Raw genomic sequence first — 17,939 nt, forward strand, 5'->3', positions numbered from 1 at the left:
TACATGCCTGAGACAACCGTTTGGGGTGCGCGGCGCGGGGCACGGGAAATACTAGACACCACTGCATCCGCCCGTGCCGGGGTCGTGTGCGGTGTGGCGCGACAGCGGATGCGGGCCAGTCCGGAAGGAAGTCTCGATGTCCGCATTAGCGATCGACTTCACCCAGCCGTTCGAAGATGCCTTCGGCAAACTTCTCGGGTTCGTCCCGAATCTGCTCGGCGGTCTCGTCATCCTGGTGATCGGCTACTTCGTCGCCAAGGTGCTCGGGAAGCTCGTCGGCAAGCTGCTCGGCAAGGTCGGCTTCGACCAGTGGATGGAACGCGCCGGTGTGTCCGGCGTCCTGCAGCGGTCCGGCACGGGGCTGACCGCTTCGGCGATGCTCGGCAAGGTCGTGTTCTGGTTCGTGTTCCTGATCAGCTTCACGATGTTCGCCTCGGCGCTCGGCGTACCGGAGATCTCGGCGTTCATGAGCGACATGCTCGGCTACATCCCGCGGATCTTCGCCGCGATCGTGATCATCTGCCTGGCCGCGCTGTTCGCGAACTTCCTGGCCGCGATCATCCGCGGTGCCACCGGCAACGAGACGCTGGCCAAGGTCGGCAAGTACGCGATCCTGGTGTACGCCGCCTTCGCCGCGCTGACCCAGCTCGGTATCGCGGTCCAGCTCACCGGCAACACCCTGCTGATCGTGCTCGCCGGCGCCGCCCTGGCCATGGGCCTCGCCTTCGGCCTCGGCGGTCGCGAGATGGCGGGCCGCGCACTCAGCAACCTCTTCGACCGCAGCATGATCAAGCCCACCCCGACCCCGTCCAACGGCACCATGCCCTCCAACGGCACGATGCCCTCCAACGGCACGATGCCGGCGAACGGCACCTACGACCAGGGCGGCTACCAGCAGTCCGGCCAGGACCAGGGCTCCTACCAGCAGGGCAGCTACGAGCAGGGCACCTACCCGCCGCCGGAGCAACACCCCGCCACCCACGGCGCCCGCCACCCGGGCGGCTGGTCCAACGGCACCACCCCCGACACGAACTGGCAACCCGAACAACGCTGACCCACCCCCACCCCCGCACGCCTCCGCGCACCCCGCGCGGAGGCGTGCGTGACGTAAGAGCGCGACCCCGGCGAGGTGGTGGGGTTCAGATGGTGGCGGTGGAGGTGGGGAAGCGGCCGCCTAAGAGGCGGGTGGCATGTTCGGCGGATTCGACCAGGAGGTCCAGCCATTCGAGGCAGCGGTCGAGGGGGATGCGGATGGTGGGGCCGCTGATGGTGACGCAGCCGGCGAGCTCGCCGTTCGCCTTGAAGACGGGGGCGGACAGGCCGGAGGCGCCCTGTTCGCGTTCGCCGATGGTGATCGCATAACCATCGGCCCGGGTCTGCTTGATCACCGCGGCCAGCTCGTCCGCGCTGGTGATCGTGCTGTCGGTGATCGACCCGAGCGGTTGCGACAGGACCGAACGGGCCAGCGAGTCGTCCCACGCGAGCAGGACCCGACTGGCCGAGCCCGCGTGCAGCGGCATGATCTTGCCGACGTGCATCTCCCGGCGGAGCGCGTGGTTGGTCTCGGCGAGCGCAACACAGACCCGGTGGCCCTGTTCGGCGCGGAAGAACGCGGCCGTCTCGCCGGTGGCGTCGCGCAGTTGCTTGAGCACCGGCACGATCAGGTCGAGTACGTCGACGCCCTTCACGGCCGGCGCGGCCCAGTACGCCATCTTCACGCCGACCCGCACCTGGTCGCCCTGCCGATCGAGGAAGCCGAGCGCGACCATGTTCGTGACGAGACGCTGCACGGTGGACGTCGGGAAGCCGGTGGCGTCGCGGATCTCGCCGAGGGTCAGCGACGGCCGGTCGAGTGAGAAGGCGTCGAGGATCTCGCCGATCTTCCCCAGCACCAGGAGAGGCTGCCCACTACCGCCGACCGGATCCGCTGTTGCCATGCGCTCAGCGTATTCGACCCGCCCCAGCCGTGACTCGTCAGTCATCATCCCTCAAACACCCCCGCTCACCACTCCACGCCTTCGGAAGCGTGAGGGGAGGAGACAGGACCCCGGCCCGAGCCAAACTCCCGGCCGGGAACCCACCCGGCTGAGGAGAGGCCAGGGCCGGGGAGTGCGGTGGGGCGAGGACGCCGGGGTTGGGGTCGAGGACGCCGACCGGGGTGATGCAGGGAGGGGTCCCCCGGCCCGGGAGAGGAGGCCGGGCCGGGGACCGGGTGGGGGAGATGATCATGAGGCCCAGGGGAAGGTTGTGGTGCTGGCTTGGGCGCCTTCGGCGGAGCGGGAGCGGTTCGGCTCGCCGAGGTCGGCCAGCAGACCGCCCGCCAGCTGGACGAGCTTGCTGAACTTGGCCGGCGTCAGCCAGTCCGGCCGGAGCGCGAACACCAGGTCCTCGGTCGCCGTGTTCCCGGCCGCACCCGGCGCGAACGGGCAACCACCAAGCCCGCCGAGCGACCCGTCCACAGTCGTTGCACCCGCGTCGATCGCAGCCAGACTGTTCGCCACACCGAGCCCCCACGTGTCGTGCCCGTGGTACACGACCGGCCGGTCGTCGATCTGCGCCGTACGGCCGACGAGGTCGTAGACCTGCCGCGGGATCGCCTGGCCGAGGGTGTCGCACAGTACGACGTCACTCGTCCCGTCGGTCCGCGGATCGAGGACGATGTCCAGCACCCGCTCGACCGGCACTTCCCCCTCGAACGGGCAGGTGAACGCGGTCGCGATGCACAACTGGACCTCGCCCGAAACGTCACTCGCCAGGTCCACCGCCGCAGGTAGCGCGGCCAGGCTGTCGGCGGTGGAGCGACCGATGTTCGCCTGGTTGTGTTTGTCCGAGGCCGACAGGCAGTACTGGAAGTTCCGCGCCCCGGCCTCCGCCGCCCGCGATACATGCCGTGGCGTCGCGACCCAGATCCAGCACTTCTTCAGTTCCTCCGGAGTCAACGCACGGATCACGTCGAGCGTGTCGGCCATCGCCGGCACCAGGTCGGGGCGCGCCATCGAGCCGATCTCGAGGGCCGGAACCCCCAACGACAGCAGGGATCTGACGATCTCCACCTTACGGGCCGTAGGCAACGGTTTGCCGGTGAGCTGCAGCCCATCCCGCAACGTCACATCCCGCAGCGCCACCGTCATGACGCCTCCTCCAGATCGTGTACGCCGCGCTGGATGTCGGCCGCGGTGAGGCCGAGCAGTCCGCCGAGCACCTGCTCGGTGTGCTCGCCCAGCTCCGGCCCGAGGCTGCGGATCGGCAGTGACTGCCCGCCGATCACCGGTACGACGCCCGGGAAGCCGACCTGCTTCAGCATCTCGGCGCCGTTCGAGACGTCGAAGCGCTGGATCATGGCGCGAGCGGCGTACTGCTCGTCCTGGCTGATCTCCCGCGCGGTGTAGATCGGTCCGCACGGGACACCGGCCCGCTCCAGCTCATCGATCGCCGCGGACGCCGTACGCCCGGCAGTCCAGGCACCGATCGCCTCGTCCAGCTCGTCCCGCCGCGCCCAGCGGCCCGCGTTCGAGCGCAGGTCGGGATCGTTCGCGAGATCCGTGCGGCCGATCAGCGTCATCAGCCGCTGGAAGATCCGGTCGCCGTTCCCGGCCACGATGATGCTGTCGCCGTCCTGGCACAGGTAGGCGTTCGAGGGTGCGATCCCTTCCATCCGCCCGCCGATCCGTTCGCGCAGTACGTCGTACGCCTCGTAGTCCGGAATCAGCGACTCCATCATCGACAGCATCGACTCGTTCAGGGCGACGTCGATCACCCGCTCGGCGAGCGGCGCCGGCGGCAGACCGGTGGTACGGCGTACGTCGCGCTGGAACAGCGCCATCACCGAGCCGAAGCCCGCGTACAGCCCGGCGATCGAGTCGCCGATGGAGATCCCGACCCGGGCCGGCGGCCGGTCCGGATGGCCGACCAGTTCGCGGAAGCCGCCGTGCGCCTCGGCGACCGCCGCGAAGCCTGGCCGGTCCGACATCGGCCCGGTCTGCCCGAACGCGGAGATCCGGGTCAGCACCAGTTCGGGGTTGGCCTCGCTCAGTACCTCGGGGCCGATCCCCCAGGCCTCGAGCGTGCCGGGCCGGAAGTTCTCCAGCACGACGTCGCACTGCCGGACCAGATCGATCACCGTACGGCGGCCGAACTCGCTGCGCAGGTCCAGCTCGATCGACTTCTTGTTCCGGTTGATCGTCCGGTAGAGCAGCGAGGTGGTCCCGGCGTACAACCGCCAGTTGCGCAGTTCGTCACCGGTGCCGGGCCGTTCGACCTTGATCACCTCGGCGCCGAAGTCCGCCAGCAGGCGGCCCGCGGTGGGCGCGGCGATGTAGTTGCCGAGCTCGAGGACCCGGACACCGGCCAGTGGCGCCGGCGACTCGCTCTTGGTCATATCAGTGCTCTCCAGAGGTTGGTGGATCAGAACAGCAGGCTGATCGGCATCAGCAGGATGATCGCGACCACCGAGGCTACGGAGACGCCGATCGTGCAGCTCTTCAGCGTGCCGCGGGTGGTCTGGCCCATCAGTGCCTGCAGCAGCCAGAAGGTGTTGCTGGTGACGTGTACGGCGAACAGCGAACCGGAGCCGGCCGCCAACGCGATCAGAACCGGATCGAGCCCGAGGGCCGGGGCGATCGGCGCCAGGATGCCGGCGGCGGTGATCGCGGAGATGGTGACCGAGCCGACGGCGACGTGCAGGGCGGCGGCCATCACCCAGACCAGCAGCAGCGGTGCGACCGTGTTCGCGCTGAAGTAGCCGCGCAGGATGTCGCCGAGTCCGCCGGCCGCGACCACCGCCGCGAGCGAACCGCCGACCGCGGTGAGGATGAGGATCTGGCCGCTCTCCTTGAACCCGCGGGCGATCGCCTTCTCCACTCGCGGCTGGCCCATCGCGGACCGGCCGATCAGGCAGGTGCCGACCAGGCCGACCAGCAGCGCGACCACCGGGTCGGAGATCAGTCCGACGACCTTGTTCTCCCAGTCGGCGGCCTCGGCGATCGCGCCGAAACCGATCAGCAGCAGCGCAGCCAGCAGCGGAACGAACAACACGATCAGCGGCGGCTGCCGCGTCGTACCGCGCTCGTCGTCGATGCTGCCAGTGGCGTCACCAGCGCCGCCGGCGGATCCAGCGCTACCGGCCGATCCACTGGTTCCGGTACGGCGGGGTGCCTGAGTGCTCGTGGCGGAGCCGGTGCTCGCGGCAACCGTGACGGCTTCCTTCTCGTCGGCCTCGACCACGACCGTCTCGCCGATGACAGCCTGCTCGTCGAACTCGGGCTTCCAGAAGCCGCGGCGGAACAGGAACGTCATGATCGCGATGGCGATGATCACGGTCGGGATGATCAGCACCAGACCCCACACCAGCATCTTGCCGAGCGGGACGTGCAGCAGCGCGGACAAGGCCAGCGCGCCGACGCCGGGGACCATCAAGACGATGCCGCATTCCAGGCCGATCGCCAGCGCGGTCGCCATCCGGGCGTTGCCGAGCGGGCCGATCCGCTTCGCCGCCGAGCGGGCCAGCGGGGCCGAGATCACCAGCAGTACGTCGAGGTAGATCGACTGCAGCAGGGTCGCGATGGTCAGGGCCATCGAGTACGGCAGCCGTTTCGGGCCGAACAGGCTGAGCAGGTGTTTGACCAGGCGTTCGATCGCGCCGAGCTCCTGCAGGATCGAGCCCATCAGCACACCGAAGGCGATCAGCAGGCCGACCTCGGCCATGATGTCGCCGAATCCTTGGGTGATGGTCTCGACGGTCTTGTCGAGGCCGAGTTTGCTGACCAGGCCGAGATACAGCGAGCCGACCACGAGAGAGATCACCGGGTTCACCCGGAACCGGACGATGAGAACCACGATCGCGAGGATCGCGATCGCGGTGTTGATCAGTACTCCGACGTCAGAAGTCATGAGCGGAAGTCCTTCGAACAGGCAGCTGGGGACAGGGCAGGGACTTGGCTACTCACAATGTGAACATAGACCCACGAAGTAGGCAAGATGTCGACGCGGCTACACACATTAAAAGTTCAGAAGCAACGACTACGGCCGCCGCTCCCAGAGGGTGCGACGGCCGTAACAAGGCGTGACCAAGATCTCAGCTGCAGGCGTTCTCAGGCGTGAGCTGTGAGGACTCCCGTGGCGCGCGAGCGCGCTGCCCGCGGGGGTGGGGCGCTGGCGCAGCGCGCGGCGCGGTGGGTGGTGAGGGGTTCCGCGGGGTGTGCGGCGCGGGTTAGTCGGTGGATTTGTCGGGGCCGGCTTGGCGGACGGTTTCTACCTTGGTCATGGCTTCGCGGAGGTCGGTGAGCCAGGTTTCGCTGTGCTGGGCGACGAGTTTCACGCACCAGCCGAGGGCGTCGCTGCGGGAGCGAGCCACGCCGGCGTCGACCAGGGTGTCGAGGACCTGGCGCTCCGGCTGGCGCAGGCGCGTCATCACCGGGGCGGACAACGACGTGAAGATCGTCCGGGTGTCGCCGCACTGCACGCCCCAAGCGACCTTGCGCCGGGTCGCATGCTCGAGCTCGCGCGCGATCCCGATCCGGCGCTCCCGGGTGTCCTCCCGGTACTGCTTGATCCGGCCTTCCTCGGCGGCGGACCGCTCGGCCGCGCTCACGTCACCCTTCTGCTCCGGCGCCGCGATCCGCCCGACGATCAGAATCTCGTCCCGGTCGATCGTCAGCTCCGGCTCACCCTCGAACCACTCCGCCGGCAGCCGCCCGGTCAACCAGCCCCGCACCCGCTCAACCTCAGTCTTCGTACTCATGTAATCATGATTACACCACTACAAACCCGCTTTCAAGCAGTGCGCCGTCAGGCAGCCGAGGGCGATGCAAAAGCGGCCCGCAACGCCGCCTGAGCCGACGGCGATGCAGCTGTGTGATCCAGCCCCAGCAGCGCGGCGCCGACGACCGGTGGTACGTCGATGACGCGTGGGATTGCCTTGGGGGCGGCCTCGGACAGCAGGTGTGCGACGGTCTCGACCAGCAGCGGATGCCCGGCGGTCAAGACCCCGCCGCCGAGCACCACTGGCACTGGGTCGTCGAGGAGGTCGAGTTGGCGGAGGGCGACTGTTGCCATTGCCACGATTTCCTCGGCCTGGTACCGGACGATGGCAGTCGCTACCGCGTCACCGCCGGCGGCGACGTGAAACAGGACCGGGGCCGCCTCCAGCTTCCGCGGCGAAGGGATGTCTCCGAAGTGGAAGCCTTCCAGCAGGGCGGCGAAAGAGGGGACGCCGTAGTGAGCCGTCAGCGCCGTGACCAACGCGGTCGCCGGACCTCGGCCGTCGTCCGCTCGGGCGGCTGCCCAGATCGCCTCCTCGGCGAGTTGTTGCCCACCGCCCCAATCCCCGGACAGCTTGCCCAGGGCCGGAAACCGAGCTGTCCGCCCGTCCGGCAACAACCCCGCACAGTTGATCCCGGCTCCACAGACGACAGCCACTCCACGCGGCTCGTCCACCCCTGCACGCAACAACGCGAACGTGTCGTTGGTGACGTACACCGACTCACCCCAGCCATAAGACTCGAAGGCAGCCGCCAGCCATTCCTCCTCGATCCGCAGGTCCGCGTTCGCCAGGCACGCGGACACCTGCTGCACCAGCGGTACGTCGCCAACCTGCAGCCCGGCCGACGCCGCGGCCGCGATCACGAGTGGTTCGAGTCCGGCGACTGCCGCGGCGGCTCCGATGTTCTGCGGCTCGAATCCGCCGCCGCGCGCAGTACCGAGGACTGATCCGTCGGCGGCGACCAGGGCGACGTCCGTCTTGCTGTTGCCGGCGTCGAAGGCGAGTACGCCGCCCGGGATCATCACTGCGCCCACGGCAGGTACGCCGCGTTGTGAGCCAGCAACTTGTCGGTCAGCTCACGCGCCAACGAGATCTGGCCGACCAGCGGATGGGCCAGCAAGGCGTTGAAGACACGCTCGGCGCCACCGTGTAAAGCGGCGTCCAACGCCAGCTGTTCGTACGCCGTGACATGGCTGATCAAACCGCTGTACAAAGGCTCGACCGCACGAACGTCAACCGGCCGGGCACCGTCAGCACCAACGGCCGCCGGCACCTCAATCACTGCGTCGTCCGGCAGGAACGGCAACGTCCCGTTGTTGAGCGTGTTCACCACCTGCACATCGCCGGTGTTGTTCAGCAGCGACGACGCCAGCGCGACCGCGGCCTCGGAGTAGTAGGCTCCCCCACGTTGCTCGAGCAATGCAGGCTTCTCGTCCAGCAACGGATCGGCGTACATGTCCAGCAACTGCTTCTCGAGCGCAGCCACCTCAGCCGCCCGCGACGGCTTCGACAGCAACTCCTTCACAACCTCGTCGTGCGCATAGAAATAGCGCAGGTAGTACGACGGTACGACGCCCAACCGCAGCAGCAACTCGGCCGGAAACCAGTCGGAAGCAAGCTCCCCAAGATGATCAGCGAGCAGCTTCGGCAGCATGTCCTCGCCATCAACGCGTACGGCGCGCTCCCACGTGAGGTGGTTGAGCCCGACGTGGTCCAACTCCACCTGCTCCGGCGCAACCCCCAGCAACTGTGCGAACCGCCGCTGGAACCCGATCGCCACATTGCACAACCCCACCGCCTTGTGCCCCTGCGACAGCAGTGCCCGCGTCACGATCCCGACTGGATTGGTGAAGTCGATGATCCACGCGTCCGGGTTGGTACGTCGTACCCGCTCGGCAATGTCCAACACGACAGGAACAGTTCGCAACGCCTTGGCGAGCCCGCCCGCACCCGTCGTCTCTTGTCCAACGCAACCGCACTCCAGCGGCCACGTCTCGTCCTCGTTGCGCGCGGCCTGCCCACCGACCCGCAGTTGCAGCAGTACGGCGTCGGCACCATCGATCCCCGCGTCGACATCCGACGTCGTGACGACCCGGCCGGGATGCCCTTGCCTGGCGAAGATCCGGCGAGCCAGCCCGCCAACCAGTTCGAGCCGATCAGTGGCCGGGTCGACCAGGACGAGTTCGGTCACCGGCAACGTGTCGTGCAACCGGGCGAAGCCGTCGACGAGTTCGGGAGTGTAGGTGGATCCGCCGCCTACGACTGTTAGTTTCACCCTTTGACCCCTGTCAGTGTGACGCCTTCGATGAAGGCCTTCTGAGCGAAGAAGAAGAGAATGATCACCGGCGCCAGCACCAGCAGCGTGGCCGCCATGGTGAGGTTCCAGTTGGTGTGGTGGGCGCCCTTGAACGACTCCAGGCCGTAGCTGAGCGTCCAGGCCGCCGGGTTCTCGCTGGCGTAGATCTGTGGTCCGAAGTAGTCGTTCCAGCAGTAGAAGAACTGGAACAGCGCGACCGCGGCGATGGCCGGTTTCGCCATCGGCAGGACGATCCGGACCAGCGCCTTGAAGTCGCCGCAGCCGTCCACTTTGGCCGCGTCAACATAGTCCTTCGGAATGGTCAGCAGGAACTGCCGCAACAGGAACACCGAGAACGCGTCGGTGAACGCCATCGGGATGATCAGTGGCCACAACGTTCCGGACAAATGCAGCTGCTTGGCCCAGAGCAGGTACATCGGCACGATCACCACCTGTGGCGGCAGCATCATCGTGGCGATGACCAGCATCAACGCGAGGTTCCGGCCGCGGAACTTGAACCGCGCCAGCGCGTACGCGACCGGGATGCTGGACAGCAGCGTCAGCGCCGTACCCAGACCGGCATAGATGAGCGTGTTCTTCCACCAGGTCAGGAAGCCCGGTGTCTCCCACACTGTCCGGAGGTTCTCCCAGTGCCAACTGTTCGGCCACAGGTCGCGGGTGAGGGCCTGCTGATCACTCATCACCGCGGTGAGAAAGACGAACACGAACGGCAGCACGAAGAACAACGCCGCCGCGATCGCCAGTGAGTGCACCCCGATCCATTCCAGCGCCTTGGTACGGCGTGCCGCCCGGCCGGCCGCGGTGAGTCGGATCGGGGCAGCTGTGATCGAAAGAGTCATTGCCGCCTCTCAGTCGTTGGTGGCCAGGAAGCCGCTGCCGCGGCGCATCAGCAATGCGGTGAACACCATCGCCAGCGCGAACAGCACCAGCGCGATCACGCACGCCCCGCCGGTGTCGAACCGCTGGAAGCCGAGGTGATACACGAGTTGCGGCAGTGTCAGCGTCGACTTGTCCGGATAGCCCGGCTCGAACTGTTGCCCGGAGCCCCCGATCACCCCACTCGCCACCTTCCCGGCGACGAGTGGCTGGGTGTAGTACTGCATCGTCTGGATCACGCCGGTGACGACCGCGAACAACACGATCGGCGAGATGTTCGGTAGCGTCACGTACCGGAACCGTTGCCAGGGGCCCGCTCCGTCGAGAGACGCGGCCTCGTACTGTTCCTGCGGTACGTCGAGCAGCGACGCCATGAAGATCACCATCAGGTCGCCGATACCCCACAACGCCAGCATGGTCAGCGCCGGCTTGGACCAGGCCGGATCGTTGAACCAGCCCGGCTGCGGCAACCCGATACTGCCGAGGATGCTGTTCACCGGCCCGGTGCCCGGGTTGAGCAGGAACGCGAACGCCATCGTCGCGGCCACCGGCGGAGCCAGGTAGGGCAGGTAGAACGCGGTCCGGAAGAACCCGGCGCCGGTCTTGACCTTGGTGATCAGCAGACCGATGCCGAGCCCGAAGATCACCCGGAGGGCGACCATCACGACGACGAGCCACAGTGTGTTCCGCAGGGCCGGCCAGAAGAACGGGTAGTCGGTGAAGACGTACTGCCAGTTCTTCACGCCGGTCCACGTCGGCGCGGTGAAACCGTCGTACCGCATGAAACTGAAGTAGACGGTGGAGATCAGCGGGTAGAGGAAGAAGACGCTGACGCCGATCAGCCAGGGGGACAGGAAGGCCAGGTTGCGCAGGGTTTCCCGGCGGCGTTTGCGGCGCAGACCAGGATCGATCGCACGCCGACGGCCGGTGGTGATGGTTGCCGTCGACGTCATTTGGCCTGTGCCAGGTCCTTGTCGATCTGCTGGTCGGTCGTGGCCAGTCCGGCGGCCAGGTCGGTCGCCTTCCCGGACTCGTGGGCGAAGCCGAAGTCCTGCAGCGTGAGCTGGTAGGCGCCGCCGTTCGGGCTGGCCGGGGTGGTGCTGCTTTTCGGGTGCTGGGCGATCTCGAGGAAGGTGCGGAAACTCGGGTCGGCGTCCAGCTTGGGCGACTTGAGCGCGTCGAGAGTGGACGGCACGTTGTGGATCGCGTTCGCGAAGCTGACCACGGCGTCGGTGTCGGTGGTCATGTACTTGACCAGCTCCCAGGCGGCGTTCTGCTTCTGGCTGGTGCTCGGGATGCCGATGATGGTGCCGGACAGGTAGCCCTTGCCGTAGCTGTCGGCCTGGTCGTCCGGGACGGGGAACGGCGCGACCCCGATGTCGAACTTCGCCCCCGCTTCGCGAGCCATCCCGAGCCGCCACTCGCCGTCGATCGCCATCGCGACCTGGCCGGTGTGGAACGGGTTCTTCGCGCCCCACTCGTCCCCGAAGGTGGCCCGATACTTCTCCAGCTTGGCGAACCCGCCGAGGGAGCCGACGAGGTTCTTCTGCCAGGTCAGCATCTTGGCGAATGCCGGGTCGGCGGCCAGGTTCGACTTGCCGTCGGCGGTGAAATACGTGGCGTTCCACTGCGCGGCGAAGTGGGTGGTGGTCGACTCGTAGCCGTGGAAGTTCGGCATGAACCCGAGCTGACTGTACGAGTCGCCCTTGACCTTGGTGAGCTTCTTCGCGGCCGCGTCGAACTCGGACAGTGTCTTCGGCGGCGCGGTGATCCCGGCGGCCTTGAACGCGTCCTTGTTGTAGTACAGGCCGTACGCGTCGTTCAGCAGCGGCAGCGTGCACCGCTTGCCCTCGAACTGGGTGTAGTCCTGCAACGCCTTCGGGAACGTCTTGTCCAGGTCGACGCCGGACTTGTCCAGGAACGGCTTCAGGTCCGTGAACACGTTCGACGCGCAGAACGTGCCGACGTTGTCGGTGGTGAACGACGACACCACGTCCGGCGCGTTCGGTCCGCCCGCGCGCAGTGCCTGTTTGACCTTGTCGTCGTTGATGTTGCCGACGGCCTTCACGTGGATGTTCGGATGCTGCGCCTCGAACGCCTTGATGTTCGCGTTGATCGCGGCCACCTCGCTCGGCGCGCTCCAGCCGTGCCAGAAGGTGATCGTGACGTCCTTGGTCGCGTCGTCACTGGCCTGCGGTGCGGTCGACGTACCGGTACAGGCGGTCGCAAGTAGTGCGACGGCTGCGGTGGCCAGTAAGGCGCGGCTGATGCTTGGCATCCATTACTCCTAGGGGATGGGTGGACCTGCGGTGTCGAAGACTTCGTCTCGGGTGGTGGTCAGGGCGGACTGCAGGGCGCCGGCGAGGACCGGGTCCTCGTGGATCGCAGTCAGCAACAGGCGTGGTCGCGGTACGGCGAGCTCGGCCAATTCGTCCTGGACGAGTCCGCGCAGGCGATCGCCACCGGCGGTGATGACGCCGCCTGCGAGCACGATCAGCTCGGGGTCGACGACCGCGACGATCGCGGCCAGCCCGACGGCCAGCCGGTGCGCGAACTCGGCCAGTACGGCGTCGCCGGCACCCTCGGTCTGCAACGCGGTCGCGATGGCGGCTTCCGCCGTACGGGCCTTGAGGCCGTGTTCGCGGGCCAGTCGGAGAACCGGTTCGCCGCCGGCCAGTTCCTGGAAACCGCCGGCGTTGTTCCGGCTGACGTTGCGGACGAGCGGCGTACCGGGAAGCGGCAGGAAGGCGACCTCGCCGGCGCCGCCGGTGGCGCCGCGGTGCAGGCGGCCGTTGATGACGACCGCGGCGCCGATGCCTTCCTCGCCCCAGAGCAGGACGAAGTTGTCGCTGTCCTTGGCGTGACCGACTCGCTGCTCAGCGATGGCGGCGAAGTTGACGTCGTTCTCGACCTCCAGCGGTACGGTGATCGCGGCGGCCAGCTCCTCGAGCAGGTGAGGGGAGTGCCAGCCGGGCAGGTGCGTGGCGTACCGCAGCCGGCCGGTGGTCGGGTCGAAACCGCCCGGGGTGCCGATCGAGACGCGGTACAACCGGCCGCGGGTCAGACCGGCCTCTCCGACGGCGCCGTCGATCGCCTTGATCACCCGCTCGACCGTGCCCTTGGCGCTGCGGCCCGGCGTGGGCAGCTCGTAGCTGCCGACCACCTTGCCGGTCAGGTCGGCCACGGCCGAGCGGATCCGGGCCGGCGTGACGTCGAGGCCGGCGACGTACGCGACGCCGCCGTTGATCTCGTACAACTGCGCGTTCGGGCCGGGACGGCCGGCGGAGGTGCCGCTGGCGCGGACCAGGCCGGCCGCCTCCAGCCGCGCGAGCAGCTGGGACGCGGTCGGCTTGGACAGGCCGGTGAGGTTGCCGAGGGTGGTGCGGGACAGCGGGCCCTGGGCGAGCAGCAGGTCCAGGGCGGCGCGGTCGTTCATCGCGCGGAGCAGGCGGGGTGTACCGGGTGTCCCAGATGTTATAGCCATGAGCTAACCCTGCCTCCCTTCACGCTGTCCGTCGCGGTGCCGCGCTCGTGTGATCAACTGTTAGGAAAGTTTCCTATTGATGCGAGACCGTACGGCGGGACTGGCGCGGGTGTCAACGGATCCGCGCGAGTTAGGGTTGCCTAACTATGTCGAGCGGGGAACTGTTGTGGCGGGCCGTCCGGCGGCACCGCGGCCGGATGATCGTCGGCGTCGTGGTGTTGTCGTTGCACCAGGCGACCGAGGCGGCGGTGCCGGTGGCGATCGGCATCTTCGTGGACCGGGCGGTGGCGAGCGGCGACGTACAGCCGTTGCTCTGGTGCGTGCTGATGATGGTCGTGCTGTTCGCGGTGCTGTCGAACGCGTGGAAGACCGGCGCACGTCAGGTGGTGCGCGCGATCGAGTATGAGACCCACGCGCTGCGGCTTGAGATCGCCCAGCGGGTCCTGGATCCTCGCAGGCATCGCACCGGGCTGCGGTCCGGTGAGTTGCTGTCGATCGCGACGTCCGACGCCGAGAAGGCCGCACTGGTGATGCGGTCCGTCTCGATCGGGGTGGCCGCGTCGACGGCGCTGGTGGTGTCGTCGGTGTCGCTGCTGCTGGTCGACGTACCACTCGTGCTTGGTGTGCTGATCGGCGTACCGGTGCTGGTGCTGGGGATTCAGGCGTTGTCGCCGCTGTTGACCCGTCGTACGTCGAGTCAGCAGGAGGCAGTGGCTACGACCACTGCACTCGCAACCGACCTGGTGGGTGGGCTGCGGACGTTGCGGGGGATTGGAGCGCAGCACAACGCGGCAGCGCGCTATCGACGGTCCAGTCAGGACACACTGCAGGCGACTCTGCGTGCGGCCAACACGAACGGGCTGCAGGACGGTGTGACCACTGCACTGAGCGGATTGCTGCTGGCAGCCGTTGCTGGTGTGTCCGGGTGGTTCGCGTTGACCGACCGGATCACCATCGGTGAGCTGATCACCGTGGTCGGCTTGGCGCAGTTCGTCGCGGAGCCGGTGGGCACGCTCGGGTACGCGAGCCAGGTAGCGGCGATGGCGCGTGCGTCGGCCAGCCGGTTGGCGTCTGTGCTGTCGTCGCCACCTCTGATCGCCACTGGTTCGGCCACGACGGTGGACCCGTCGAAGCCGCTGCTGGAACTGGTGGACGTGTCCTACAAGTCCTTGTCCGCAGTGGATCTCACACTCCGACCTGGAGAGCTCGTGGGCGTGCTCTGCTACGACCCACGCGATGCCGACGCGTTGCTGACTGTTGTGGCCGGCCGTGCCCCCGAACACACCGGTCAGCTGCTCGTGGGTGGTACGGCGATCGAGGAGCTCGACATCGACGCCGTACGACGGACTGTCCTGCTGGAGCAGCACGACACGGACCTGTTCGAGGGGACGCTGCGGAGCAACCTGCTGGTCGAGTCGCCGTCGATGGAGCGCGTGATGACGGCTGCAGGAGCTGCAGACCTGATCGACGAGCTCGACCGTCCGCTGGCCGACCGGTCACTGTCGGGCGGCCAACGCCAGCGACTCGGACTCGCTCGGGCGTTGCTGGCGGAGCCACCTCTGCTGGTGTTGCACGACCCGAGTACGGCGGTGGATGCGGTCACCGAGGAGCTGCTGGCCGAAGGCCTTGCCGAGGTGCGGGACGGGCTGACGACGTTGGTGCTCACCAGTAGTCCGGCCCTGCTCGGCAAGATGCACCGGGTGATCGTGGTGTCGGACGGCCAGGTGGTTGCTGAGGGCATCCATGCGGAGCTCGCTGCCGAGGACACGGCCTACCAGGAAGCGGTGCTGCGATGAGTCTGCTTCCGGTGGCTGGGCCGCGGGCGACCTGGGCCGTGTTGTGGCAAGAGATCCGGCGGCTGCCCGGGTTGTCGACGATCGCCGCGGTGGTGATCACCGGGGCGAGCGCGGCCGGACTGGTCGCGCCGTGGGCGCTCGGTGTGCTCGTGGACGACATCGCCGACGGTGGCGATCGGTCGGCGATCGTCCGCGTGGTGGTGTTGATCGGTGGCGCCGCGGTCGTGTCCGGAGTCCTGACCGCGGTCGGGGTCACGTTGGTCGCGCGGGTCGGTGAGACGGTGCTGGCGCGGATCCGGGAGCAGGTCCTCGACCGGGTGCTGCAGTTGCCCGCGCCGGTGCTGGAGAAGGTGCGGACCGGGGATCTCCTCTCCCGCGTGGGTGACGACGTGGCATCGGTCGCAGCGGCGCTGACCGAGGTCGGGCCATCCGTGCTGGGAGCGGCGTTGACGATCGTGCTCACGGTGGGCGGGATGTTCGCGCTCGATTGGCGGCTCGGTCTGGCCGGGCTGCTGGCGGTCCCGATGTACCTGCTGGCGCTGCGCTGGTACCTGCGGCGATCGGCGCCGTACTACCGCCAGGAGCGGGTCGCGATGGGCGAGCGGTCCGAGGCGATCATCGCGTCGCTGCGGGGCAGCGCGACAGTCCGGGCCTACGGGTTGGAGGACCGGCAGGTGGAGAAGATCGCGGCAACGTCCGGGGTCGCCCGGGACATCTCCATCCATGTCTTCAAGCTGTTCAGCTTCTTCTCGGCCCGGATCAACCACGCCGAGTTCACCGGGCTGACCGCGATCCTGGTGACCGGGTTCTTCCTGGTCCGTGACGACGCGGTGAGCATCGGTGCGGTGACTGCGGCCGCGCTGTACTTCCATCGGCTGTTCAACCCGGTCAACATCGTGCTGATGGAGTTCGACCAGATCCAGACCGCGTCCGCAGGGCTGGCCCGGTTGGCCGGCGTACTGGAGATTCCACCGGTTGAAGAGCCACCTGCGGGTCCTGCCCCGGCCGACGCGTCGCTGGAGCTGGTGAACATCGGTCACGCGTACGACGGACCACGGGTGCTGGACGAGGTGTCGCTGCGGCTCGAGCCCGGTGAGCGGGTCGCACTGGTAGGTGCTTCGGGTGCCGGGAAGACGACGTTGGCTGCGATTGCGGCCGGGGTGCTCATGCCGACAGATGGTGTAGTCAGGCTCGGCGGAGTGGATGTGCGTGCGCTGGGTGAGGACAGAACCCGTGCGCAGGTTGCTCTCCTAAGTCAGGAGGTGCATGTGTTCTCGGGTCCCCTGGTGGACGATGTGCGACTGGCTCGGCCCGACGCTGATGACTCCGAGGTGGCCAACGCGCTGTGCCGGGTCGGTGCACTGGCCTGGGTGCATGCGCTACCAGATGGTGTGGACACGGTTGTCGGAGAGAGTGGGCATCAGTTGACGGGTGCGCAGGCACAGCAGGTCGCTTTTGCCCGGCTGGTGCTTGCGGACCCGCCGATCGCCGTACTGGATGAGGCGACGGCCGAAGCGGGTAGTGCTGGTGCGCGCGAGCTAGAGCGAGCCAGTGTTGCCGCTACGGAGGGGCGTACGACGTTGGTGGTGGCACACCGGTTGACGCAGGCCCAGCAGGCGGACCGGATCGTCGTACTGGATCACGCGCGCGTGGTCGAGTCAGGCACGCACAAGTCGTTGCTGGCCGACGGTGGCCGGTATGCCCAGCTGTGGCACAGCTGGACGGGTACTAGTCAGCCAGTGTCGCCAGCAGAGCGAACGAGACCAGCCAGTGCGTCGACATGAAGTCGCCTTCGGTCACTGTAGGCAGGACAGCCTCGACCTGACGGTCGGCACCGGCTCGTAGTACGTCGGCAACGTCTGGGAGCGTCGGCGCGATCGTGCGGAGCTGCCAGGCACGTGAGAGCGCCAGACCGGACAGGTGCGCCAGTTGGCCGTCGCCGGAGTCGTCGGTCGTCGGCACCTCGAGCAGTTGCTGGTGTGCGTCGGTGCCGAGGCCGGGGAGGAAGGCGGTCAGCCAGGTCTTGTACTCGTCCTCCGGCAGGACGCGGCGCATCAGTTCCGCCTCGGTCAGCGCCGGCGAGAGGAAGTCGGTGCCGGACGGCTCGAACCGCGTGTCGTACGCCGTGTCCTGGCCGAACCACTCGATCGCCCGGCCGCGGATCGCGTCAACCACGTCGGTCCGGCCGAGATCGTCGTACGCCTCGAGGAGCAGTGCGAGGGCGAAGGCGCTGTTCGGGTGGGCGCCGTGCCGGACCGGGTAGGCCTGACGCGGCAACCAGCCGAGGACGAGCTCGGCGATCACGTCACCCAGCGGGGCCAGATTGCTTGCCTTGGGCAACTTGGCGTTCTGTGCCGCCGCGACCAGCATCGCCGCCCACGCCCAGCCGTACGGGCGTTCGTACGACGGCCGATCGCGCAGGTACGCCGCCTCGGTCGCGATCGCCTCGGCGGTCAGCCGTCGTTCGAGGACCTCGATCGGGCGCCCGCCGACCTGGTCCGGTGCCAGGGTGAGCAACCGGACCAGGGACCACTGCATGTGTGCGCTGGAGTGCCAGTCGTACGAGCCGTGGAAGGCAGGATGCAACCGTTCCGGGGTCACGTCCACGTCGTCCGGGTCGAGCGATGCGTGCGCGGCGCCGTACGGGTAAGGGGTTTCGAGCACCTCACAGGCGATCTCGGCCCAGCCGGCGGCGTACTTCATGAG

Annotated in this window: 15 protein-coding genes; 3 read left to right on the top strand and 12 right to left on the bottom strand. The window is 67.9% G+C overall.

Annotated elements, in window-relative coordinates; translation table 11 throughout:
- Positions 1-136 precede the first annotated feature (136 nt).
- Positions 137-1,054: a hypothetical protein gene (locus tag ACGFIF_RS12150; protein ID WP_393154280.1), complete on the top strand. Its 918-nt coding sequence runs from the start codon at positions 137-139 to the stop codon at positions 1,052-1,054.
- Between the two features lie 85 nt (positions 1,055-1,139).
- On the opposite strand, the gene ACGFIF_RS12155 is transcribed toward ACGFIF_RS12150, so the two are convergent.
- From ACGFIF_RS12155 to ACGFIF_RS12205, 11 genes are all read right to left on the bottom strand, one after another.
- Positions 1,140-1,937 (bottom strand): IclR family transcriptional regulator, encoded by a 798-nt coding sequence (locus tag ACGFIF_RS12155; protein WP_393154281.1) that lies wholly within the window; start codon positions 1,935-1,937, stop codon positions 1,140-1,142.
- Positions 1,938-2,225: 288 nt separating this feature from the next.
- Complete coding sequence (locus tag ACGFIF_RS12160; protein ID WP_393154282.1) at positions 2,226-3,131, bottom strand: hypothetical protein; 906 nt, start codon at positions 3,129-3,131, stop codon at positions 2,226-2,228.
- Complete coding sequence (locus ACGFIF_RS12165; protein ID WP_393154283.1) at positions 3,128-4,378, bottom strand: CaiB/BaiF CoA transferase family protein; 1,251 nt, start codon at positions 4,376-4,378, stop codon at positions 3,128-3,130. The genes ACGFIF_RS12160 and ACGFIF_RS12165 overlap by 4 nt, the downstream gene beginning before the upstream one ends.
- Positions 4,379-4,404: 26 nt before the next feature.
- Positions 4,405-5,889 (bottom strand): GntP family permease, encoded by a 1,485-nt coding sequence (locus ACGFIF_RS12170; protein WP_393154284.1) that lies wholly within the window; start codon positions 5,887-5,889, stop codon positions 4,405-4,407.
- Positions 5,890-6,208: 319 nt separating this feature from the next.
- Complete coding sequence (locus tag ACGFIF_RS12175; protein ID WP_393154285.1) at positions 6,209-6,739, bottom strand: hypothetical protein; 531 nt, start codon at positions 6,737-6,739, stop codon at positions 6,209-6,211.
- Between the two features lie 47 nt (positions 6,740-6,786).
- A complete protein-coding gene (locus ACGFIF_RS12180; RefSeq protein ID WP_393154286.1) occupies positions 6,787-7,794 on the bottom strand; it encodes an N-acetylglucosamine kinase in 1,008 nt (335 codons plus the stop codon).
- A complete protein-coding gene (locus ACGFIF_RS12185) occupies positions 7,782-9,035 on the bottom strand; it encodes a 6-phospho-beta-glucosidase (RefSeq protein ID WP_393154287.1) in 1,254 nt (417 codons plus the stop codon). The genes ACGFIF_RS12180 and ACGFIF_RS12185 overlap by 13 nt, the downstream gene beginning before the upstream one ends.
- Positions 9,032-9,916, bottom strand: a complete 885-nt coding sequence (locus ACGFIF_RS12190) for a carbohydrate ABC transporter permease (RefSeq protein ID WP_393154288.1) — start codon at positions 9,914-9,916, stop codon at positions 9,032-9,034. Before ACGFIF_RS12190 ends, ACGFIF_RS12185 begins: the two co-directional genes overlap by 4 nt.
- Positions 9,917-9,925: 9 nt before the next feature.
- On the bottom strand, positions 9,926-10,906 hold the full coding sequence (locus ACGFIF_RS12195; RefSeq protein ID WP_393154289.1) for a carbohydrate ABC transporter permease: 981 nt from the start codon (positions 10,904-10,906) through the stop codon (positions 9,926-9,928).
- On the bottom strand, positions 10,903-12,231 hold the full coding sequence (locus ACGFIF_RS12200) for an ABC transporter substrate-binding protein (protein ID WP_393154290.1): 1,329 nt from the start codon (positions 12,229-12,231) through the stop codon (positions 10,903-10,905). Before ACGFIF_RS12200 ends, ACGFIF_RS12195 begins: the two co-directional genes overlap by 4 nt.
- A 9-nt stretch (positions 12,232-12,240) precedes the next feature.
- A complete protein-coding gene (locus ACGFIF_RS12205) occupies positions 12,241-13,437 on the bottom strand; it encodes an ROK family transcriptional regulator (protein WP_393154291.1) in 1,197 nt (398 codons plus the stop codon).
- 146 nt (positions 13,438-13,583) lie between these two features.
- Between ACGFIF_RS12205 and ACGFIF_RS12210 the strand changes: the two genes are divergently transcribed.
- Entirely contained in the window at positions 13,584-15,233 is a 1,650-nt protein-coding gene (locus tag ACGFIF_RS12210) for an ABC transporter transmembrane domain-containing protein (RefSeq protein WP_393154292.1), read from the top strand.
- Positions 15,230-17,017: an ABC transporter ATP-binding protein gene (locus ACGFIF_RS12215; RefSeq protein ID WP_393154293.1), complete on the top strand. Its 1,788-nt coding sequence runs from the start codon at positions 15,230-15,232 to the stop codon at positions 17,015-17,017. The genes ACGFIF_RS12210 and ACGFIF_RS12215 overlap by 4 nt, the downstream gene beginning before the upstream one ends.
- Here the strand turns inward: ACGFIF_RS12215 and ACGFIF_RS12220 are convergent.
- Positions 16,962-17,936, bottom strand: a complete 975-nt coding sequence (locus ACGFIF_RS12220; protein ID WP_393154294.1) for a DUF2891 family protein — start codon at positions 17,934-17,936, stop codon at positions 16,962-16,964. The two genes, ACGFIF_RS12215 and ACGFIF_RS12220, sit on opposite strands and share 56 nt — an antisense overlap.
- Between the last annotated feature and the right edge of the window lie 3 nt (positions 17,937-17,939).

The sequence above is a fragment of the Kribbella sp. NPDC049174 genome, from assembly GCF_043197365.1.
GTDB lineage: Bacteria > Actinomycetota > Actinomycetes > Propionibacteriales > Kribbellaceae > Kribbella.